This window comes from Ruminococcus bromii (assembly GCF_928721825.1).
Taxonomy (GTDB): Bacteria; Bacillota; Clostridia; order Oscillospirales; family Acutalibacteraceae; genus Ruminococcoides; species Ruminococcoides bromii.
On the sequence record NZ_CAKMVP010000003.1, the window covers coordinates 128,618 to 151,160 of the forward strand.

The window sequence follows — 22,543 nt, forward strand, 5'->3', positions numbered from 1 at the left end:
AACATTGTATTATTCGGTTTTGAATTTTGAGTGAAGAATAATTGATTTTTTAAATTAGAAATTTTTTGTGATTGTAAAAATATTTTTGCCGTTAGATCTTTCATAGGAAAGAGTGTCGGAAAGTTTCTTTGTCATGAAAATTCCCAGACCGCCGATGCTTCGTTCCTCAAGCGGAGCGTGAATGTTCGGCTCTGCAATTTCAAGCGGATTGAATTTTTTTCCGTTGTCAATGAATTTTACAACAATGCTGTCTGAAAGTTTGCTAACTTCAATTTCAGCCTTGCCGACATTTTCACCGTAAGCATAGTTGCAGATGTTTACAAACACTTCCTCGCAAATCAGTTCAAGTTCAAAAACAAGCTTACCGTCTGCATTTTCACCAAGCATTTTTGTCACAAATTCTATAACATTCGGCAGATTTTCCTTAACGGCATCAACGCAAACGATTGGCATAATTCTCACTCACTTTCAAAACACCTGTTTCAACATAATGTACAGTTTTATACAGGTACTTAATCATAAAAATTATACAACATTTTGAAGAAGAAATCTATAGAATTTGAAAAAATATTGCTAAATTGTGAAAATATTTTAATTAATTGCGTTTGCACTGCGTTTTTGAAAAAAACAAAACCGCACAAAACAAAAATCAGTTTTGCACGGTTTTGTGGTTTTTATTTACATTTTTCTATTTCCCTATTGATTTCGTCAAGTGATAATCAATATTATAAAACCTGAAAAAGCCAAAATCAATAATAGCCTAAAATTAGTTTCTAAATTTGGCATTACTCACAAAGAAAAGAGGTAAGTTCTGTTGCACTTTACCTTTTTGAAAAGCGGTTGTAAATTTGTGTAATATATTATTTACTTTTGCCGAGTTAAATATTATAATAAAGGGTATGCTTGCAAAATATATCTGCAATATTTTGCAAAAAATGAATTTAAAGTATGGAGTTAAAAATGGGTGGGAAAAATTTAATAAAATCTAACCGAAAGGTTATTCTTGAGGGAATGCGTGACGGTATTCCGATTGGACTCGGCTACCTTGCCGTTTCGTTTTCACTTGGCATTGCCGCAAAAACTGCGGGACTTAATGCGTTTCAAAGCTTTCTTGCAAGCCTTTTGTGCAACGCATCGGCAGGTGAATATTCGGGCTTTACCGTAATTGCGGCTGATTCGTCATATTTTGTAATTGCGCTTGCAACCCTTGTTGCCAACGCAAGATATCTTCTTATGAGCTGTGCGTTAAGTCAGCGTATTTCAAAGAATACCTCGATTATCCACAGGCTGTTGCTCGGATTTTTTGTTACAGACGAATTTTTCGGAATTTCAATTTCACGGTCGGGCAAGCTGAATCCTTTTTATACCTACGGTGCAATTCTCATAGGTTGCCCATGTTGGGCATTCGGCAGTATGCTCGGCACAATTGCAGGCAATCTGTTGCCTCTTCGTATTGTCAGCGCACTAAGCGTTGCTCTTTTCGGAATGTTCCTTGCAATCATCGTTCCGCCGTCAAGAAAGAACAAAACACTTCTCGGAATTGTACTTGTCAGCTTTGCGGCAAGTTTTGCATTTGCATATATTCCCGTCATCAATCAGATTGACGAGGGTACACGCACAATTATTCTTACAATCGTAATTTCGGCAGCGGCGGCATTGCTGTTCCCTGTCAAAGAAGAGGAGGAGAACGAAAATGTCGCATAATCCCTATATATACATACTCATTATGGCGGCTGTAACATTCGCAATCCGTGTTCTTCCGCTTACACTTGTTAAAAAGCAGTTTACAAACACATTTGTGCGTTCGTTTCTCTACTATGTGCCGTATGTAACGCTTTCGGTAATGACATTTCCGGCAATAATCAACGCAACTCACAGTCCGATTGCAGGCATAGCAGCTTTTGCGGCAGGTCTTGTGGCGGCATGGTTCAACGCAGGTCTTTTCAAGGTTTCATGCGTATGCTGTGCGGTTGTGTTCATTCTTGAATTTTTTGTGTGACATTTTTGACGCATAGTCTCTTGTTTAATTAGTTTGGAAAGTTTTGATTAACTGAAAGGATTTTTAAAATGAAGTTTTTGCATATTTCGGATTTGCATATTGGAAAATATGTGAACGGCTACAGAATGCTTGATGATCAACGCTATATGCTTGAGCGGATTGTTGAGATTATAAAAGAGAAAAATCCCGACGCTTTGCTGATTGCAGGAGATATTTATGACAAGTCTTTGCCGTCTGCCGAGGCAGTTGAATTGTTCGACAACTTTATGACTGAAATTGCAGGGCTTCACGGCAAAACAGGGTTGAAAACCTTTGTAATCAGCGGAAATCACGATTCGCCCGAAAGAATCGGTTATTTCAACAAGCTGATTGAACTCAACGGAATTTTTACCGACGGTGTGTTTGAAGGTGTTGCAAGAAAAAATACTGTTGAATGTGACGGAGAAAGGGTTAATATTTTCTCGCTGCCGTTTATCCGTCCGTCATTTGTGCGTAAGGTATATCCCGAAGAATCGGCTAAAATTACCGACTATACAACTGCTGTCATGGTTGTGCTTGAACATTCCGATATCAATGCCGATGAAACCAATATTTTGATTGCTCACCAGTTTGTAACGGGCAGTGAAACCTCGGGCTCGGAGTCAAGCCTCGGTACGCTTGATAATGTTGAGCCGTATGTTTTTGAACCGTTCGATTATGTTGCACTCGGTCATATTCACGGCAAGCAGATTATGGGCAAAAACAAAAATATTGCCTATTGCGGTTCGCCGATAAAATATTCAAAAACTGAATGTCGCAACAAAAAATGTGTGATTTTCGGCGAGCTTTCAAACGGAAAATTAAATCTTGAAGAAATTCCCGTACAGCCGTTGCATGATATGAGAATCATAAAAGGAACTCTGCGTGAACTTGCAGAAAATCCGATATCCGACACATATGACGATAAAACCGATGACTATGTTTTTGCCGAGCTTACGGACGAAAATCCCGTTACCAATGCATTTTCAACGCTTGAAAATATCTATCCCAACATTATGGGGCTTGAATATGTCAACAGAAAAAAGAGCATTGAAATGACTCCCGAAATGTACGGTAAAACAGATGGCAAGAGCAATATTGAACTATTTTCGGATTTCTATAAAATGCAGAACGGAAAAGAGATTGAACCCGAATCCGTAAAAATTATTGAGAGAATTTTCAAAGAAATCGGAGGTGTAAACGATGAAACCGATTAAACTGAAAATGAGCGCTTTCGGACCGTATGCCGATGTTGAAACTGTAGATTTTTCGGCATTTGACGGCAAAGGGCTTTTCCTCATAACAGGCACAACGGGCGCAGGAAAGACAACAATTTTCGACGCAATCTGCTTTGCCCTTTTCGGTGAAACAAGCGGTTCTTCACGAAACGGCGAAATGCTCCGCAGTAACTTTGCAAAACCGCTCACACGCACCTATGTTGAGCTTGACTTTGAACACAGGGGAAAGAAGTACCGCATCATCAGAACCACCTCGAATGAGGTCGCAAAAAAGCGTGGAACAGGCAGTAAAATTGAGGGTGCTTCAGCAGAGCTTACGGGTGATGACATTACAACTCCGCTCACAAAAACGGGCGAGGTCAATAATAAAATCAGCGAAATTATCGGCTTGAAATGTGATGAGTACCGCCAGATAGCAATGCTTGCACAGGGCGAATTCAAAAAATTCATTGAGTCGGGAAGTGAAAAGCGAAGCGAGATTTTTCGCAAAATTTTTCACACGGACATCTACAAAGAATTTCAGGACAGGCTGAAAACAGAGTCAGCCGAAAAGCTTGAAGAAAAGAAAAAGGTCTGCGAACTTATCAAGTCAAAAACCGTTGCCGTTGAAATTCCCGATGATGACAACTTTGCCGAAATCAGCGAAAAAATCAGCCTTTATACCGACAGAACAGACCTTACGGTAATTGATATTGAGCAATTTCTTTTGCACCTATCGGTACTTTCCGAGATGCAGAAAAAGGACAATGCAGAAATTGAAAAAAAGCGAAAAGAGCTTGAAAAGACAATTCTTGAGGAAGAAAAGAAAAAGGCTCTTGCAGTTGAAATTAATAATAAATTCGATACTCTTGATGCCGAAAAGCTCCGCCTCGAACAGCTTTTGCAGAGCAAACCGCATTACGATGAAATGCTCAAAAAAGCTGAGAATGACGAAAAAATACTGCACTCAGTAAAGCCAAAATATGACAGCTTTGCCGAGTCACGGAAAAGATATGATTCGGCACTCAAAAACTGTAAAAATGCGGAAATAAACAGAAAATCCGCCGAAGAAAATTTGAAATTAAAACAGAATGTTTTTGCCGAGAAAAAGTCGCTTGAGGGCAAAATCGCAACCCTAAACGAGGAATCGGGAAAACTCCGTGCAAAGGAAGATACTTACAGAAAATATTTTAACCTTACGGCAAATTTGAGTGTATATGAATCAGTTTTGCAAAATTCCGAAAAGGAAATTTCAGACAACAGAAAATCTTATTCGGATACGGAAAATCTAAAGACAAAAGCGGAAAAATTTATCTCAGAAAACAGCGACACAGAGCAGAAAATTTTTGACGCCAAGAGCAAAATAACCGCATTGAAAGATAAATCAGGCAAGGCTGAAAGGCTTTCTGCGGAATATCAAAATCTCGCAAAAATCAATGCAAGGTTGACTAATGCAAAAGCAGAATGTGCCGACCTTGCAAAGTCGGCAACGGCACTCAACAACGAGTACAACACTAAGCACAATATCTATATAATGAATATGGCAGGTGTGCTTGCCGACACACTTGAAGATGAAAAGCCGTGTCCCGTCTGCGGTTCATTGCATCATCCGAATCCGGCAAAACACAGCGAAAATGCCCCCGACAAGGATACGCTCGATGCTTTGAAGGCAAGGTGTGAAGTTGCTGAAAGCGCCGTTCATAAAAAGTCAAATGAGGTCACAAGGCTTGAAACGGAATCAGAATCCGCAAAAACAAATGTCACGGAATTTGCGAATGCACTTGAGGTTGATGTCGAAACACTTTCAGCCGAAATGATTTCACAGCTTTTGTCGGAACAAAAGAAGCAATTAAAAGCGCTTGAAACCGAAGCTTCTGACCTTGAAAAAGTCAGAGAACAGCGTGAGGTCTGCAAGGCTGAAATCTCAAGGTTTGATGAAAAGCTTAAAAAGCTTGACCTTGTTCATACAGAATTAATTCGCAAAAATGCTGACGCAAAAAGCAAATATAATTCCGCAAAAGAAGAAACCGAGAGCCTTAAAGCTGAGATAAAATACTCATCGGTTGAAGAACTTTTGAATGCGGCAAAGGCTTGTGCCGACAAGGCAAAGCAGATTAAGTCGGAAATCGACCTTGCGCAAAGCGAGCTTTCAAATGCAAAGTCTGATTTTGATAGCAAGGTTTCTGTTGAAAACGAAACTGCAAAACAGCTGAAAAGTTTTGAATCTGAACTTGAAAACAAAAAATCGGAGCTTGATATTGTTCTTTCAGAGAATAATATCTTGGAATGTCCTGATTTTAATTTGTTGACTGAAGATTCCATAAAAGAATTAAAACGAGAGGCAGAAACCTTTACCGATTCTCTGAAAAAATCTCGGGCAACGGTTGAAGCCTGTGAAAAATCAGTTGAAGGAAAGCAAAGGGAAGATGTCCTTAAAATCAATGAACTGATTGATAGCTATACTTCTGAAAAGGAAAAATGGGACAATCTTTATACCGCAGGCGACAGAAGTCTGCACAATAATCAAAACATTTACAACAGCGTTGAAAAGCTTAAAAATGACTTTGAGGAAAAGCTCAGAATAGCCGATGTTTACGAAAATCTCAAGAAAACCGCCAACGGTGAAATTGTTTCCGATAACAGCAAAATCACCTTTGAACGCTACATTATGGGTTCGTATTTTGAACAGGTTTTGTACTATGCTAATCTGCGTTTTTCAAAAATGACGGGCGGTCGCTATGAAATTGTCCGTGGCGAAAGCCGTGACAAGCGAATCAGCGCAGGACTTGAAATCAGCGTTCGTGATAATTTTAACAACAAGGAAAGAGATATTTCATCTCTTTCGGGCGGAGAATCTTTTCAGGCGTCACTTGCGCTTGCACTCGGACTTTCCGACATTATTCAGCAGAGAAACGGCGGAATCAGACTTGATTCAATCTTTATTGACGAGGGATTCGGTTCACTTGACAACGACAGCCTTGCATCTGCAATTGAAACGCTGAATGACCTTACAGGCAACGGCAACCGCCTTGTGGGTATCATTTCCCACATAAGCGAGCTGAAAAACAGCATAGGCAACAAAATCGAGGTTGTCGGCACAAAGTCAGGCAGTTCAATAAAAATTATTACAGATTAACATATCACATCATATTATGCAGCGGAGCAGAGATTTTCTGTTCCGCTATTGTATTTTAAAATTTATTGTGCTACAATGTAGTTAGCAAAGACTAACTACAAGGAGGTCAATATGCTTTTAAACGGACTGATTATAATTTTAATACCGTTTCTCGGAACATCGCTCGGCTCAGCCGTTGTACTTTTTTCAAAAGGAGAATTCAATCAAAAGTTGCAAAAATTTCTGCTCGGATTTGCATCGGGAGTAATGATTGCGGCATCAATATGGTCGTTGTTGATTCCGTCGATTGAAATGGCAGAAAGTCAGAACATAGTTGCGTGGATTCCTGCGACAGTCGGATTTTTGCTCGGAATTGGATTTTTGCTTTTGCTCGACAGCGTTATACCGCATATGCACCTTGACAGCGACAATCCCGAGGGCGTTCATTCAAGCCTTTCAAAGAACACTATGCTCGTTCTTGCCGTTACCTTGCACAATATCCCGGAGGGAATGGCGGTAGGTGTAACATTTGTCGGAGCAATTTCCAATAATACCGGAATAACCGTTGCAGGCGCATTGGCTCTTGCGGTAGGTATTGCAATACAGAATTTTCCCGAGGGGGCAATAATTTCACTTCCGCTCCATGCAGGCGGAGCGTCACGCAAAAAGTCATGCTTTCTCGGAATTATGTCGGGAGTTGTAGAGCCTATCGGTGCTGTACTTACGGTGATTTTTGCAGGAATAGCGGTTCCGTTGTTGCCGTATCTTCTCTCATTTGCCGCAGGAGCAATGATATATGTTGTAACCGAAGAGCTTATTCCGGAATCACAAAACGGCAAACATTCCAACATCGGAACAATCGGTGTTGCAATAGGATTTACGCTGATGATGGTTCTTGATGTTGCTCTCGGATAAATTTTTTATAAAATCGGAAAATTTTCACTCTGCAAATTCTTGACAAATTTGTCATATATTATATAATTAATGGTAAAGTTGTTGTGTAAAACAACTTAAATATATGTACATTTGTGCATATGAGCGTTAAAGGAGGACTTTATATGTTGAAAGTATTCAAGAACGAAAAATTATGGTGTGCAGTTGCAGGCGCAGCAGCAGTAATCGTAGGCAAAAAGATACTTAAAGCAGATAAAACCCGCAGTCTTGCAGTTACAGGTCTTGCAAAGGGTATGAAGCTTCAGAAAGATGCAAAGGCAGCTTTTCAGAATATGAAGGATGAAGCTTCGGATATCTGCTATGATGCTAAAACAGAGGCAGGTATTCACGAAGATGCTGCCGCTGAAGAAGTGACAGAATAATGAAATTTAAAATTGTCTATGACAAGCCGCAGAGAATTCGTTTTCGCTGCGGCGCATATGCATTTGATAAGGAGTATGAGGGGGCAGTCTATAATCTTGTGACCGCATCTCCTTATGTGAATTCGGCACAGGTAAGTTCTGCAAACGGCGGTATTCTTGTCAATTACACAAAGGGCAGCAGAAGTAAAATTATCGACCTTGTAAGAGCTATCAATGTAAAAGCTCTTAAAAAGAACGAACCGAGTGCAGAATTTGGAATTCAGAAGATTGACAGCGATTTTCATGACAATCTTTTCACTCTTGTTGCAAAGCACTATCTTTCAAAGATGTTCCTTCCTGCTCCGATAAGAACGGCAATCACTCTTTACAGAAGTGCAAAATATATTAAAAAGGCTCTCAAAACTCTTTGGAACGGTAAACTTACCGTAGATGTGCTTGACGGTGCATCTGTTGTGGCATGCTTGTGTCAACGCAAGTTCAAAACAGCCGCAACGGTTATGTTTATGCTCAGAATATCGGGCTTGCTTGAAGAATATACTCACGCAAGGACAAAGGCGGTTCTCACAGACAGCCTTGCAATCAAGACCGACAGGGTATGGCTTGTTACCGATGACGGCGATGTTCTCATTCCGATTGAGGATCTGCGTGTCGGCGACAAAATCCGTGTTCAAACAGGCAAGGTTATTCCTGTTGACGGTGTTGTTGCAGACGGTGAGGCAACCGTAAACGAGTCGTCAATGACAGGCGAGCCGTTGCCTGTATTAAAGCGTGAGGGAATTTCCGTTTATGCAGGTACGGTAATCGAAGAGGGCAGTATTGTTGTAACAGTCCGTCAGCTTGCGTCAAATACTAAAATCAGCAAGATTATTGAGCTTATCGGCAATTCCGAGGAACTCAAGGCAGGTGTTCAGAGCCGTGCCGAAACTCTTGCCGACAGAATTGTTCCGTTCAGCTTTATCGGATTTTTCGCAACTCTTATCTTCACAAAAAACATCACAAGGGCAGTTTCACTTCTTATGGTTGACTACTCCTGTGCAATCAAGCTGTCAACCCCTATTGCCGTAATTTCAGCTGTCAAAGAGGCGGCTGACAACGATATTACAATCAAGGGCGGAAAGTATCTTGAGGCTTTTGCAAACGCTGACACAATCGTGTTTGATAAGACAGGTACTCTCACAAACGCAGAGCCTGTTCTTGAAAAGGTTGTTGCATTCGGCAATTATACAGAGGACGAGGTTCTCAGAATCTCAGCCTGTCTTGAGGAGCATTTTCCGCACAGCGTAGCAAATGCCGTTGTAATCGGTGCTGAAAAACGAGGAATTTCTCACTCCGAGGAGCATACAGAGGTTGAGTATGTTGTTGCCCACGGTATTGCAACAACACTTCACGGTAAGCGTGCAATAATCGGCAGTAAGCATTTTGTTGTTGAGGATGAAAATGTTACCGTTACAAAGGAACAGCAGAATATTATTGACGAAAAATCCGGCTCATGTTCCGTGCTTTACCTTGCAATCGGCGGTGAACTTTCGGGTGCATTGTGCATCAGCGATCCGCCTCGAAAAGAAGCAAAACAGGCAATTGTTATGCTCAAAAAACAGGGCATAAAGAATGTTGTTATGCTCACGGGCGACAGCTACAGAGCCGCAAAGGCGACTGCCGCAATGCTCGGAATTACCGACTATAAGTGTCAGGTTCTCCCTGAGGACAAGCACAGATATGTTGAAGAAATGAAGCAGAACGGTCAGAAGGTAATTATGGTCGGTGACGGTATCAACGATACTCCGGCACTTGCCGCCGCAAATGTTTCGGTTGCAATGAACGATGCGTCCGACATTGCCCGTGAAACTGCGGATATTACCATAAAAGGCTCTGATTTGCGTGCGCTTGTGCGTGTTCGTAAGTTGAGCAAAGACCTTATGAAACGAATCAACAAAAACTATCGTTTCATAATTGCTTTCAATTCGGCACTTTTGCTTTCAGGCTTTATGGGCGTTATTCAGCCGTCGGTTTCGGCATTTTTGCATAATGCGTCAACTATGATGATTTGTGCAAAGAGTATGACTCCGCTTACAAAGAAAAATGATAAAGACAAAGCTTTGTCGCTCCCCGAAAAAGCAGAGCAGTAATTTTAATGAATATTTATAAGTAAATATTTCAAAAAACAACCGCTGTCAGGTTTAATCCCGACAGCGGTTTTGTGCTTGATTAAGCGGATTTTTTCACTTTTACATACGCATAGATGTAGGCAACGGCAATGCTTATCAGAAGAATTGCAACCATAATAATTGTTGAATTGATTCCCTTTATGAATGAGCTTTCAATGATTGTCAAAACTCCGGTAACTACAAAGGCAATTCCGCCGGCTCGGTTTGATTCATACCACGCCAAGTCACTGCTTTGAGTCCATGATGTTTTTACTCCGATAAACGAATTTCGTTTTGTTTTCGGAAGAAAGTTGCCCGCAATAATCAACATCAAACCCATAACCGTATTTATAATGAACGGCACATTATCTGTAAAAGTTGTGCTGTCGGGCTTTAAAATTGCCAGAATGAGAAACATCAATTGAAGGATATTGAAAGCCGCAATGATTGATGTCACAAGTATCGCAGTGATTTTTACATTGTTATTTATCTTTTCAACGCTGTTTGTGCTGTATTTAGTATATATCTTGGTATATACCATGTAAAATGCATACATAAACAGAATGATTGCAGGGAAAATGAAGTTTTCGTATTTTGAACCGTAACGGTCAACAGCACCGCTTGCGTTGTAGTGCATGGGAACGGTGTCATTCATAAAGAATAAAAATACGGAAGTAAGCAAAGTGGGCAATATGGAAAGTGCAAGCATAATTTTATTCAGCTTTTTCATAAAATCAACTCCTAAAATTGTTTAAGCCACATTATGAGTTCGTCAAACAGGGTTGTGTTAAGCTCATAATAAACATAATTTTTTTCTTTTGATTCAATCACCAGGTCGTTTTTCTTCAACAGATTGAGGTGATATGAAAGCGATGCAGGTGAAATTCCAAGTTCTTCGGCAATGTCACCTGCAATCATTTTCTTGCCTTTCAGCATTGTCAGAATATTTCTTCTTATCGGATCTGAAAGTGCTTTAAGTGTACCGTTCAGTGACAAGCAGATACCTCCTCACAAAGTCCTATCACAGCTATTTAAAAAATATTTTAAATAGCTTGTAGCTTTATTATAGCCTGATTTACCGAAAAGTCAAGAACTATTTAAAAATATTTTTAAATAGCTTTAAAATACCTCTGACGAATATTGCAGAAAAAATAAAAAATTTCTCTTGATTTTCTTTGTTGAGTGGTATATAATAATACTCAGTTAGCAGAGGCTAACTCTTTTGAATAAATCATGTGGACTTCCCTTGCGGGTACCGAAAGCCTTTACTCGGGAGGATGTGCTTACCTCCCGACAGGGTGTTTCAAAATCAGTTGAAAGTATTAATACAGTAATTAACGATACAGCAGTCGGTACGGACGCTTTCAATGTTAAAAAAGACTGATTAATAAGACAGTTTGTTTTCATAAATATTTTCTCTAATGTTACAAGGCAGAGTCGTTTTTTCGACTCTGTTTTGTTTTTGCTGAAAACTCAGAATAACAAAATATTGACAATTTGCAAATTTTCATCAAAACGGTTGTATTCTTGAAACAGTCAATAATAATCGGATAATGTGAAATACTTATTATTTGGTTATAAAATTATGCTGTAATAAAATAGGACAAAATCAATACTGTGCATTGTGTAAAGTTTTTTCAAAACAAAAGCGTCTTTATTTCGTCATTCCTATACATTTACATTCACAAATCGCTGTGCTATAATCTAGTGCAGAAGTACCGCACCGCTTAGCGATGCGGTACTTCTCAGGGTTTCAGTCTAATGACTGAAATCCCGAGGAGCTATCGCTCCTTTGCACAGATTGCAATCTATCGCACACTCTGCTCCTTGCAAGCAAAGCAGAGTGTTGCTCTGATTTAAATCTGTTTGCTATATACAACATACTCTGCATTTGAACAATCAAAATCAGAGTGTTGCCAAGACTTAAATTTAAACGAAAAAGATATTAAAAACATAAAAATTTTTGATAAGAAGTGTGAATGTTATGAATGGTTCAAAATCTGTTAGAAATCTGACTCAGGGAAAAATTTCAAGTCAGATTTTATTTTTTGCAATTCCCGTAATAATCGGCAACCTTTTGCAGGAGCTTTACAATGTTGTCGATACGCTGATTGTCGGTCAGACTCTCGGTGAAATAAAGCTTGCGGCTGTCGGTTCAACGAGTTCACTCAACTTTTTTGCACTCGGATTTTTCATAGGACTTTCCGCCGGCTGTTCGGTAATCACTTCACAGCATTTCGGTGCAAACGATATGGAACGGGTGAAAAAGAGCGTTGCCGCCCACATAATAATTGGCGTAGTGTCGGCTGTTGTGCTTACTGTTTCGTTTGTACTTCTTGTTAATCCGCTGCTTACAATGCTCGGAACAACCTCGGATACATTCGAGTATGCAAGCAGATATCTTACAATAATTTACCTCGGAATCCCCGCCACAATGCTCTACAACCTTACGGCATCACTTCTGCGTTCGGTTGGTGACAGCAAAACTCCGCTTTATCTGTTGCTCTTTTCATCCGTAATGAATGTGGGACTTGACCTGTTATTTATCATAGTGTTCAGGTGGGATGTTTCGGGTGCGGCAATTGCAACGGTAATCTCTCAGCTTGTGTCGGCGGTTCTCTGTTGCGTGTACATTTTTTTCAAGGTGAAAATGCTTTTGCCGAACAGAAACAGCTTTAAAAATTTGACTTTAACTGTACGGGACGAACTAAAAGTTGGTTTTCCGATGGGACTTCAAAACTCAGTAATTTCAATCGGAATGATGGTTTTGCAGTATTTCGTAAATCAGTTCGGTTCATATGCCGTTGCCGCCTACACAATCGGCAACCGTGTTCAGCTCCTCATCCAGAATCCGATGAACTCAATGAGTACGGTTATCGCAACATTTGCAGGTCAGAACGAGGGTGCAGGAAGATATGACAGAATCAAAAAAGGCGTTAATTTCTGCCTGTTAATTTGCATTGTATATTCAATTGTAATAGGTGCGGTTTCAATGATTTTTGCTCAGCCGATAACAGGAATCTTCACAAGCGGAAGCTCACAGCAGACTATTGATTATTCCGTTCAGTTTATCTTCTGGAACTGCCCGTTTGAGTGGTCGCTTGCAATGCTGTTTATATACCGTGGAACAATTCAGGGACTTAAAAACGGCATTGTGCCTATGATCGGTTCGCTTATCGAAGTTGTTATGCGAATTATGACGCCCGTCATTTTCAGTTCTGTAATAGGTTACGCATCAATCTGTGTTGCCGGTCCTGCCGCATGGACAGGAAGTATGCTCCTTATGATTGCGGTTTATTATGTTAAAATAAGAAAACTTTCAAAGACGAAAACTGTTGTGGCAAATTAATCCTTTATGTGGTACAATATTCCCTGTGATTATAATAACGAAAGGGATTTTTATGATTTGCTTTAAAAAAGTCACAAAACAAATTTGTGATTATAAATCTGTAAAAGAATTATACTTTTCCGCATTTCCTGCCGTTGAGAGAGTACCGTTTTGGCTTTTGATGAAAAAATCAAAAAATGAGGGTGCAGATTTCTACGCAATTTATGATGAAGAAAAGTGGATTGGACTTATCTATGCAATCACGGACGGCGAAGTTGTCTATGTGTACTACTATGCAATTTCCGAAAAGGAGAGGGGACACGGAATCGGAGTTGCCGTGCTTGATGAATTTAAAAATCTCTATAATGGTAAAAAGATTTTTCTTGCAATTGAACAGCTTGAAGAAGAAAATGCTCCCAATCAAAAACAGCGAATGAGTCGTTATAAATTCTATCAGCGTTGCGGATTTTTAAGGCTGAATGCAAAGATTGTTGAGGCGAAAATAACATTTGATGTTATGGCATACGGCGGTGAAGTCAATCCCGAAAGCTATAACAAAATGATGAAAAAATATCTCGGCAAAATTATGTCGCACTTCATTAAAACAGAAATGAAGGGCAGCGGAAAATATTTCAAATAATAAAAACGGGACAGCACGATTTCATATGTGCTGTCCCTGTTTTGTTGTGTAGTTAATTATAGTGTTCCGAATAATGATGTGCCTTGTCAAGAAGCATATCCTTAACCTTCATCAGCCTGGTACGGCTGCTGCGGTCATTTTCTTCAAGCTTCATCGAGATGTATTTGATTGTTTCCTGATATCTCGGAATCATAACATGCTCAAGCGAATTAACACGGCGGCGTGTCTTTTCAATTTCTGCCGACATAAGCTCACAGCTTTTTTCAATTTCAGCGAGCCTTATCAGGTCGGGCAAAAGCTCGTTGAGCGACATAACCGCATCATCAAGTTCAAACGAAGTAAACGCAAAACCGTAGGGAAAAATATCGCCCTCGTTGCTTGTTCGTGTGCTTGATGAAAACTGCGGAATATCAACGCTCATAACATTTTTTGAAGAAAGCTCAAGGTCAATTCTCTGCTTTGGTGACATCAGTGAGGCGTCCAGAGCCTCTTTTGACATAACCGCACTTGCATTCACAAAGTGGTTGTTGCACTCTGCAAGCTCTCTTTCAATCTTCTCGCGAAGCTCCTTGTTTTCTCTTACAAGGTCAAGAAATCGGCGCATCAGTTCGTCACGCTTGTCTTTTAACATTTTATGACCACGGGTTGCGGTTGCAAGCTGTTTTTTCAGCTTTGTCAACTGCATACGGGTGGGATTAACATTCATAACTGCCATTAGCAAACACCTTCAATGCGATTATTCTTTACCGTAAAACTCGTCAAGCATATCGTCCTTAATTCGTTTAAGTTCACTTCTTGGAAGAATGTGCAAAAGCTTCCAGCCGATGTCAAGTGTTTCTTCAATTGAACGGTTTGCGTCATAACCCTGTGAAACATACTCGCGCTCAAATGCCTCGGCAAATTCGGCATACTTTTTATCCATATCGGTAAGAGCCGCCTCGCCGAGAATTACCATAAGCTCTCTTGCGTCTTTGCCTCTTGCATAAGCGGCAAAAAGCTGGTTCATGGTTGCGGCGTGGTCTTTACGGGTTCTGTCTGGACCGATGCCCTTGTCTTTAAGTCTTGAAAGCGACGGAAGAACATCAATCGGCGGAGTAATTCCCTTTCGGTAAAGCTCACGAGATAGGATAATCTGACCCTCTGTGATGTAACCTGTAAGGTCGGGAATTGGGTGAGTCTTGTCATCTTCGGGCATTGTTAGAATCGGAATAAGAGTGATTGAACCCTCTTTGCCTTTAAGTCTGCCGGCTCTTTCATACAATGTTGCAAGGTCTGTGTACATATAACCCGGATAGCCTCGTCTGCCCGGAACTTCTTTTCTTGCGGCAGAAACCTCACGGAGCGCATCAGCATAGTTTGTGATGTCGGTCATAATAACGAGAACATGCATTCCTCTGTCAAATGCAAGATATTCAGCCGCCGTGAGTGCCATTTTAGGAGTTGCAATACGCTCAATGGCAGGGTCGTTTGCAAGGTTTACAAACATTACGGTTCTGTCAATAGCGCCTGTTTCCTTGAATGACTGAACAAAGTAGTCGGATTCTTCAAATGTAATACCCATTGCGGCAAATACAACGGCAAACTGTTCGTCCTTGCCTCTTACAGCCGCCTGTCTTGCAATCTGAGCGGCAAGTTGGGCATGGGGCAGACCGGATGCCGAGAAGATAGGCAGCTTCTGTCCTCTTACAAGTGTGTTAAGTCCGTCAATTGCTGAAATACCTGTCTGAATAAATTCCTGCGGATAGTTTCTTGCGGCAGGGTTCATAGGTGTTCCGTTGATGTCAAGTCTTTTTTCGGGAATAAGAGCAGGGCCGCCGTCAATCGGATTTCCAAGACCGTCAAATACTCGTGAAAGCATATCGGGAGATACGGGAAGTTCCATTGAACGACCTAAAAATCTTACCTTTGAATTTGCAAGGTTAATGCCTGCGGCTGATTCAAAAAGCTGAACAAGTGCGTTTGAGCCGTCAACCTCAAGAACCTTGCAACGGCGTGTTTCACCGTTCGGAAGTTCAATTTCGCCGAGCTCGTCATATGTTACTCCCTCAACATCGCTTACCATCATAAGAGGACCTGCAACCTCTCGTATTGTGCGGTATTCCTTTGGCATCAGTCCTCACTCCTTTCAAGTACATCCTTAATTTCCGAATCAAGCAGAGCCTTGATTGACTCAAATTCATCCTGAACCTTATCCTCGGGTTCGTATTTATATCTTCCTATGCGTTCGCGGACAGGAAGATTAACAAGCATTTCAATGTCTGCACCGTTTGCAAGAGCCTCTTTTGCCTTGTCATAGTAGGCAAGAATTGCCCTCATCATAAGCACCTGCTTGCCGAGAGATGTGTATGTGTCTGTCGGATCAAATGCGTTCTGGTGCAAGTAGTCCTCACGGATTGAACGGGAAGTTTCAAGCTTAAGTCTGTCGGGTGCGGAAAGTGCGTCCATACCGACAAGGTTTACAATTTCCTGAAGTTCGCTTTCTTCCTGCAACAGCGACATAAGTCTGCCGCGAAGCTCCATAAAGTCGGGAGCGGCATTCTTTGAAAACCAATCTGCAAGCTGGTCTGTATAAAGCGAATAACTTGTCAGCCAGTTGATTGCAGGAAAGTGCCGCTTGTAAGCAAGGTTTGCGTCAAGTCCCCAGAATACCTTAACGATTCTGAGTGTTGCCTGTGATACAGGCTCAGAGATATCACCGCCCGGAGGTGATACAGCACCGATAACCGAGAGTGCGCCTTCCGTGTCCTCACTGCCGTTTACGATAACACGGCCTGCTCTTTCATAGAACTGTGCAAGTCGGCTGCCGAGGTATGCGGGATAACCCTCTTCACCGGGCATTTCTTCAAGACGGCCCGACATTTCACGGAGAGCCTCCGCCCAACGGGATGTTGAGTCAGCCATAAGTGCAACCGTGTAACCCATATCACGGAAATACTCGGCAATAGTAATGCCTGTGTAGATAGATGCCTCACGGGCGGCAACAGGCATATCGGATGTGTTTGCAATAAGCACGGTTCTCTCCATAAGAGAGTTGCCTGTGCGTGGGTCTTTAAGTTCGGGGAACTCGTTAAGAACATCGGTCATCTCGTTGCCACGCTCACCGCAACCGATATATACGATAATATCGGCAGCCGCCCACTTTGCAAGCTGATGCTGAACAACAGTTTTGCCCGAACCGAACGGTCCCGGAACTGCGGCTACACCACCCTTTGCAAGCGGAAAGAGTGTGTCGATAGGTCTTTGACCTGTGGTAAGAAGAATGTCGGGGGAGAGCTTTCTTTTGTACGGTCTGCCCACACGAACAGGCCATTTTGTACACATATTAATCTCAACATTGCCCTTGTCTGTTTTGAGAACGGCAACCGTTTCGTCAATTGTAAAATCGCCCTCGCTGATGCTTTCAACAACACCGCCTGTTGTTTTGTTGGGAACAAGAATTCTGTGAAGAACAGCGTGTGTTTCCTGAACAGTACCGAGTGTGTCGCCTGCCGCAACTGTGTCGCCCTTTTTAACAAGGGGAGTAAAGTGCCACTTCTTTTTGTGATCAAGTGACGGAACATCAACACCTCTTTTGAGGTTTGTGCCGGCAACCTTCATAATCTCGTTAAGCGGTCGCTGAATACCGTCATAAATTGAACCGATAAGTCCTGGACCGAGTTCAACGGAAAGCGGAGCGCCTGTGGATTCAACAATCTCACCGGGTCCGAGTCCCGAAGTTTCTTCATATACCTGAATTGATGCCCTGTCACCGTGCATCTCAATTATTTCACCGATAAGTCGCTGACTGCTTACACGCACAACATCGAACATATCGGCATCACGCATACCCTCGGCAATTACCAGAGGACCTGCTACCTTAGTTATAATTCCAGATTTCAAATTCTTACACCTCAATCATTGAAGATAATGTCCGAACCGACTGCCTTTTCAACGAATGACGACAGTCTTTTTATGCCGATTCCCGTATTGCCTTTTACACCGGGGATAGGAATAACGGCAGGAATGAGCCTTTCTTCATATCTTTTTCGCTCTTTTTCAACAAGTCCGAACATTTCCTCGGTAATAAAAATTACCGCATAGTTGTCACCGTCAGCAATCTTTCTGAAAAGATGCGGTGCGTTTTCATTGTCATCACACGGATAAATGTCCATGCCGATTGCCGCAAAGCCCTTTATGCTTTCGCTGTCGCCGATAACGGCAATATTTTTAGCCATAAACTTCACGCAACCTTTCTTTTACGGTTTCATAATTTGTTTTGGTGCGGATTCCGCTTGCAATAATGTGAATAACTTTTTTCTCTGTTTCACTTGCAATCAGATAGCCCGTAATCGGATCTGCACCGTCACCGCTTCTTTTGCATTTTTCTTTTGCAAGGCTCATAAGCCTGTTGTCAACAAATTTTTCAAATGCCGACGGAGAAGCCTTGTACTCTTCAACAGCCTTGTTACAGCCGTATGCCGAGATTTTTGACAGCACATCAAGCGTTGGTTCAAGTCCCTTTACGCTTGCCTCAATAACCCTTGAACGGGGGAAGTCCTGCACATCACAGATTGCAATTTCAAGAAAATCCCTGTCGCAATCGGCTTTTGCACCTCTTATGGCTGTCTTTACATTATTATAAAATACTGTAGCTTTAAAATATTCGGACATAAATTCGCTGTCGGATTTTTCGGATGTTTTCAGAACAAGCTCCATAAAAGCTCTGTCAAGAACCGCATCGCTGAGTCTTGCGTCACCTGTGTGTGCAAGAATTTCATATGCCTTGTCACAAGGTGCGGAAAGTTCTTCGCCCAAAAGTGAAAACTTTCTGTTCTCAACCGCCTGTTTAAGCGTTTCTTCAGAGAAAGTACACGGCTTTACCAAAAGCTGTGAATACGGTCTGTTTGAAAGCGTTCCCTTTAAAACAGCTTTAAGGTTGTGAAGGTCGTTAAGATAGAAGAACGGTGTGAATATTGCAAAATCGGGTGTGGTTCTTTTGAGATATTCCCACACATTTTCACTGTGGGATTTCAAAATATCTTCAATGTTATCACCCTCGCCGTAGCCCTTGTCCGAGAGGTATCTGCAAAGCTCGTTCACATTTTCACAACCGAGCATATGCTCAATGTCGCTGTTTGTAAACAGATTTTTTTCTTTAGCACGGACGGAGCCGATGGAAAATTCATAAGATAATGCCATCATATTCCTCCCTATGCCTTAAAAAGTTCCTGATTTATAAAATCCTCGATAGCGTCACGCTTTTCGGACAATATTGCCGAGAAGTCCATGTTTTCTTCAATGTCACCGCATTTAAGAATAAAACCGCTTTCAATGTCACACGGCGTTTTTGAAAGCTCTGCTTTTACACCGCATTTTTCAAGCCTTGCAAGAAAATCCTTCGGAAGTCGGTTCATATCCTTTTTGTTCAAAAGCACAACACCGCTCATTCCGTTTAACTTTTTTGCAAATGTGTAAATCAGTTCAAAGTAATCTTCATCGGGAAGATTTTTCATTTTATTAAGAATTTCACTGTATGTCTTGTCAATTTCTTCACGCCTTCTCTTTAGGAAAGCGTTGCGTGTTTCAAGGTCGCAACGGCTCTTTGAAGCCGCCTGCATCTGCTTGACCTTTGACTGTGCCCTGTCGGCAATTTCGGCAGAAATCTTGTCGGCATCAAGCTTTGCCTGTGCCATAATCTGTGCGCATTTTTCATCGGTTTCAGCACCTATTTGGCTGATTCTTTCGTCACAGTCAAGACTTATGCGATTTAAAATTTTATCACCGCTGCTCAAAGTGATTCCACCTTTCTTTCGTAATTTTCGTTAGTCGGTTATCAGATGTTAAGGGTTGGAACTTTGATAACAACGAGAAGTGAAACGATGAATGAAAGGAGAGCGTAAATCTCAACGAGAGTTACGGAAACCATAGCCTTTGAGAAGTTTGAATCGTCCTTTGCACTGAGTGCAATACCCGAAACGGCTGCCTTGCCCTGTGCAAAACCTGAAATCATACCGCCGATACCGATAGCAAGCGATGCTGCAAAGTATGCAAGACCCTGTCCGATTGTCGGAGCTGTGCCGCCGAGAACGCCGCCTCTTACGAGAATAAGGAAGCCTACGATAAATCCGTAAAGTCCCTGAGTACCGGGGAGAAGTGTGAGAACGAGCATTTTACCGAATTTTGATGAGTCCTCGGAAAGAACTCCCATAGCTGCCTGTGCGGCAGAGCCTACACCTCGAGCAGAACCTACGCCTGCAAGTGCTGTTGCTATTGATGCGCCTAAAAGTGCGAAAAATATTCCATTCATTTTGATTTGTCCTCCTGAATTTTAATATATTTACTGTTGAGCTTGAATGGCTTAAACTGTTTGCCGCCGCCCTCATAGAATTTTCCGAACATTTCAACATACTGAAGTCGCATTGTGTGAACATATGAACCGAGTGCGTTGAGTCCGATGTTGATTGCGTGTCCGATGATGAACACAATAATGAGTAAGATAATTCCAAACCAGCTCTTTCCGAACATGGTCGAAAGCATATTGAACACCTGAGCCATAACTCCCGTTGTAAGTCCGAGAGCAAGAAGTCTTGAATAGCTCAGAAGGTCACTGATGTAACCTGTAATGTCATAGAGAGAGGCAAGTCCGCCGATGACTTTGCCGAATCCCTTTTTGTTTCTGCCCTGTGTGAGAACAAGACCGATTGCGCAGAAAATCGCAATGCCTGCTCCTACATAGATGAGTGTCTGACCGAATGCCATACCTGCCGCCAAAACGGCAAATCCGATAAGCATAAGCATCCAAAGTCCCGTGTCAAAGAACGCTCCGCCGTAATCTTTCTGCCTGAGGCAAACATAGAATTTGCAGCCCATACCGACAAGAATGTGTACAAGACCGAATGCTATTGAAATAATCATCAGCATAAGTGCGTCCTTTTGCGGGTCAATTGTCGGCCACGGGAAGATTTGCTCCATCGTAATGTCTGCACCCGTAAAGTAGTTGTAAAGGGTTGCGGGGGCATCTCCGAAGAAGCTTGCAAAAACAAGTCCCCAGAAAAATGTTGAAATACCGCAATATTGGAACAGCTTCAAGGTGTTTCGCATTTCCTTGTCAGGTTTGAACAGCTTTATTGCAAGTCCTGTTCCTATTACCATTAACAGTCCGTAGCCTGCGTCCGAGAACATCATTCCAAAGAAAAAGTAGAAGAAGAACGCAAGCAACGGCGTTGGATCAATGTCGTCATGCGACGGGGGAGAGTACATATTTACAATGCTCTCTGCCGGTGCTGCAAAGCGACTGTTCTTTAGTTTTACAGGAGCTTTTTCCTCGTCAACATCGCCAAATTCAACATAGCATACAGAAACTCGTTCACAAAGCCTTTCAAGCTTTTCACAGTCCTCCTCGGGAATGTAACCCGAAATGACAAAAACATTCCGTGAATGCTGAAGTTCACCGATTACGCTGTATTTATCGGCTCTGATTCTGAAATAATCCTGTGTATCTTTAATATCTTTTCGCCTGTCTGCAAAGGAAATGATTTCCTTTTTTGCATTTTCCGTGTCGTCTTCAAGCTTGTGACTTCTTTCAACAAGCTTTTTTGATTCCGCCAAAGGGGTAAGGCTTGAGTTCGTAACAGGTTTTGCAAAACCGATGTCACGCAGAGCATTTTCTGCAAGCTCCTTTTGAGCAATCGGTGCAAAAAGTACAATGCAGGTAAGCCCCTCGTTTGCAAATTGAATTTCAAAATCAAATTCAAGCTTCGGAGAAGCCTCGGCAAGTGCCTCTGAAAGCGATACCTCGTTGTACTCCTTTTGAATTGAGCCTATGAAAACAGCCGTTGTTTTTGTGTCCTTTGCATTAAGCGGAATATCAAGATTCTTCCACGGCTCAAGCTGTGCAAGAGCGGTTTTTATGCGAATCCGTTCCGCCACATTATCGGCAATCTGTTTGTTAAGCTCACAAATTCTGTTGCACACATCAATAACTTCGCCTGCATTTGATGCGATAACTCCGATTTCATCGGGATCAATCTCCCGCCGTCCGCAAAATGCGGAAAGCATACTTTTCTTTTCGGGAGAGTTGTTGTCGAGAATTTTCAGAGCGTTTTCACTGAGAGTAACATTCCGCTCGAAAATCTGAATTTGTGAGGTCATATCAATCTTGCCGAAACCTTTTCTGCAGGTTTCGGTCTTTTCAATCTGAACCAAACCCGAATCCTGCAAATGTTCAAGAAGTCGCTTTCTGTCCTGTCTTAGGGCAATAATCCGAACCGACTTCATTTTAAGTTTTGCCAATTTCTATCACCACGCTTCTTTCATTGCAACCGTTTTAAAGAGAGAGCCTTTGTATAGCCCCGTCAATAACACGCTTGCGGTTTTTGTCTGCAGTCCGAGAGAGAATGTCGCACTCAAGATTTGCCTTTTCAGAGGCTTTCTCAAGCTCTTTTTTGCCCTCTTTCGCAGTCTTTTCAAAAAGCATATCGGCATCCTTCTGTGCCTTTTCCTTTGCCGAAAGCACAACCTGTTTGGCATCTGCCTTTGTCTGTTCAACCCTTTCTGCTGATTCTGCTCGTGCATTTGCCTCACGCTGTCTGCAATCCTCTTCGGCATTGTAAATGGCGTCCAGCATATCTTTTGCCATTGTTATCCTCCTTTGCTAAAAATTGCATAAAAATATTTTTGAAGAATACACTATTTTGTTTATTCTATTCCTAGATTGTAGCACAATTATTTTAAAAAAGCAATCAACATACATTAAAGTTTGCCCAGTTTTTTATTATTTTCTTCCCT

At 41.7% G+C, this 22,543-nt stretch carries 22 protein-coding genes; 10 read left to right on the forward strand and 12 right to left on the reverse strand.

What is annotated here, in order from left to right; translation table 11 throughout:
* Positions 1–54 precede the first annotated feature (54 nt).
* The gene (locus QDI94_RS00870; protein ID WP_278868684.1) at positions 55–453 is read right to left on the reverse strand and encodes an ATP-binding protein; all 399 of its coding nucleotides are present in this window, start codon (positions 451–453) and stop codon (positions 55–57) included.
* A 507-nt stretch (positions 454–960) separates the two neighbouring features.
* Between QDI94_RS00870 and QDI94_RS00875 the strand changes: the two genes are divergently transcribed.
* From QDI94_RS00875 to QDI94_RS00905, 7 genes are all read left to right on the forward strand, one after another.
* Positions 961–1,704 (forward strand): AzlC family ABC transporter permease, encoded by a 744-nt coding sequence (locus tag QDI94_RS00875; protein WP_101070240.1) that lies wholly within the window; start codon positions 961–963, stop codon positions 1,702–1,704.
* On the forward strand, positions 1,694–1,999 hold the full coding sequence (locus tag QDI94_RS00880; RefSeq protein WP_015523509.1) for an AzlD domain-containing protein: 306 nt from the start codon (positions 1,694–1,696) through the stop codon (positions 1,997–1,999). The genes QDI94_RS00875 and QDI94_RS00880 overlap by 11 nt, the downstream gene beginning before the upstream one ends.
* 68 nt (positions 2,000–2,067) lie before the next feature.
* Entirely contained in the window at positions 2,068–3,234 is a 1,167-nt protein-coding gene (locus QDI94_RS00885) for an exonuclease SbcCD subunit D (RefSeq protein ID WP_278866464.1), read from the forward strand.
* Entirely contained in the window at positions 3,221–6,370 is a 3,150-nt protein-coding gene (locus QDI94_RS00890) for an AAA family ATPase (RefSeq protein ID WP_278866466.1), read from the forward strand. Before QDI94_RS00885 ends, QDI94_RS00890 begins: the two co-directional genes overlap by 14 nt.
* Positions 6,371–6,481: 111 nt before the next feature.
* The gene (locus QDI94_RS00895) at positions 6,482–7,264 is read left to right on the forward strand and encodes a ZIP family metal transporter (protein ID WP_278866468.1); all 783 of its coding nucleotides are present in this window, start codon (positions 6,482–6,484) and stop codon (positions 7,262–7,264) included.
* Between the two features lie 143 nt (positions 7,265–7,407).
* Positions 7,408–7,665: a hypothetical protein gene (locus QDI94_RS00900; RefSeq protein ID WP_015523513.1), complete on the forward strand. Its 258-nt coding sequence runs from the start codon at positions 7,408–7,410 to the stop codon at positions 7,663–7,665.
* A complete protein-coding gene (locus QDI94_RS00905; RefSeq protein ID WP_278866471.1) occupies positions 7,665–9,791 on the forward strand; it encodes a heavy metal translocating P-type ATPase in 2,127 nt (708 codons plus the stop codon). The genes QDI94_RS00900 and QDI94_RS00905 overlap by 1 nt, the downstream gene beginning before the upstream one ends.
* A gap of 79 nt (positions 9,792–9,870) precedes the next feature.
* Here QDI94_RS00905 and QDI94_RS00910 read toward each other — a convergent pair whose 3' ends face one another.
* Positions 9,871–10,539 carry an SdpI family protein gene (locus QDI94_RS00910; RefSeq protein ID WP_195231980.1) on the reverse strand — a complete coding sequence of 223 codons (669 nt, stop codon included), beginning with the start codon at positions 10,537–10,539 and terminating at the stop codon, positions 9,871–9,873.
* Positions 10,540–10,550: 11 nt separating this feature from the next.
* Entirely contained in the window at positions 10,551–10,805 is a 255-nt protein-coding gene (locus QDI94_RS00915; protein ID WP_021883691.1) for an autorepressor SdpR family transcription factor, read from the reverse strand.
* Between the two features lie 226 nt (positions 10,806–11,031).
* On the opposite strand from QDI94_RS00915, the gene QDI94_RS00920 reads away from it, so the two are divergent.
* From QDI94_RS00920 to QDI94_RS00930, 3 genes are all read left to right on the forward strand, one after another.
* Positions 11,032–11,193 carry a hypothetical protein gene (locus QDI94_RS00920; RefSeq protein ID WP_278866474.1) on the forward strand — a complete coding sequence of 54 codons (162 nt, stop codon included), beginning with the start codon at positions 11,032–11,034 and terminating at the stop codon, positions 11,191–11,193.
* Between the two features lie 600 nt (positions 11,194–11,793).
* Positions 11,794–13,158: an MATE family efflux transporter gene (locus tag QDI94_RS00925; RefSeq protein ID WP_278866475.1), complete on the forward strand. Its 1,365-nt coding sequence runs from the start codon at positions 11,794–11,796 to the stop codon at positions 13,156–13,158.
* Positions 13,159–13,210: 52 nt separating this feature from the next.
* A complete protein-coding gene (locus QDI94_RS00930) occupies positions 13,211–13,777 on the forward strand; it encodes a GNAT family N-acetyltransferase (protein WP_278866476.1) in 567 nt (188 codons plus the stop codon).
* A 52-nt stretch (positions 13,778–13,829) separates the two neighbouring features.
* Here the strand turns inward: QDI94_RS00930 and QDI94_RS00935 are convergent, their stop codons facing one another.
* The 9 genes from QDI94_RS00935 to QDI94_RS00975 are packed head-to-tail and all read right to left on the reverse strand — an operon-like array spanning position 13,830 to position 22,394.
* Positions 13,830–14,492, reverse strand: a complete 663-nt coding sequence (locus QDI94_RS00935) for a V-type ATP synthase subunit D (RefSeq protein ID WP_176790513.1) — start codon at positions 14,490–14,492, stop codon at positions 13,830–13,832.
* 21 nt (positions 14,493–14,513) lie between these two features.
* A complete protein-coding gene (locus tag QDI94_RS00940) occupies positions 14,514–15,887 on the reverse strand; it encodes a V-type ATP synthase subunit B (protein WP_101029374.1) in 1,374 nt (457 codons plus the stop codon).
* Entirely contained in the window at positions 15,887–17,656 is a 1,770-nt protein-coding gene (locus QDI94_RS00945) for a V-type ATP synthase subunit A (RefSeq protein WP_278866477.1), read from the reverse strand. The genes QDI94_RS00940 and QDI94_RS00945 overlap by 1 nt, the downstream gene beginning before the upstream one ends.
* Before the next feature lie 11 nt (positions 17,657–17,667).
* Positions 17,668–17,991, reverse strand: coding sequence for a V-type ATP synthase subunit F (locus tag QDI94_RS00950; protein WP_015523547.1), 324 nt, complete (start codon positions 17,989–17,991; stop codon positions 17,668–17,670).
* The gene (locus QDI94_RS00955) at positions 17,984–18,955 is read right to left on the reverse strand and encodes a V-type ATPase subunit (protein WP_278866478.1); all 972 of its coding nucleotides are present in this window, start codon (positions 18,953–18,955) and stop codon (positions 17,984–17,986) included. The genes QDI94_RS00950 and QDI94_RS00955 overlap by 8 nt, the downstream gene beginning before the upstream one ends.
* Before the next feature lie 11 nt (positions 18,956–18,966).
* Entirely contained in the window at positions 18,967–19,548 is a 582-nt protein-coding gene (locus tag QDI94_RS00960; protein WP_181990978.1) for a V-type ATP synthase subunit E, read from the reverse strand.
* Between the two features lie 41 nt (positions 19,549–19,589).
* Positions 19,590–20,063 carry a V-type ATP synthase subunit K gene (locus tag QDI94_RS00965; protein ID WP_278418626.1) on the reverse strand — a complete coding sequence of 158 codons (474 nt, stop codon included), beginning with the start codon at positions 20,061–20,063 and terminating at the stop codon, positions 19,590–19,592.
* A complete protein-coding gene (locus QDI94_RS00970; protein WP_278866479.1) occupies positions 20,060–22,048 on the reverse strand; it encodes a V-type ATP synthase subunit I in 1,989 nt (662 codons plus the stop codon). Before QDI94_RS00970 ends, QDI94_RS00965 begins: the two co-directional genes overlap by 4 nt.
* A gap of 34 nt (positions 22,049–22,082) precedes the next feature.
* The gene (locus QDI94_RS00975; RefSeq protein WP_015523550.1) at positions 22,083–22,394 is read right to left on the reverse strand and encodes a hypothetical protein; all 312 of its coding nucleotides are present in this window, start codon (positions 22,392–22,394) and stop codon (positions 22,083–22,085) included.
* Between the last annotated feature and the right edge of the window lie 149 nt (positions 22,395–22,543).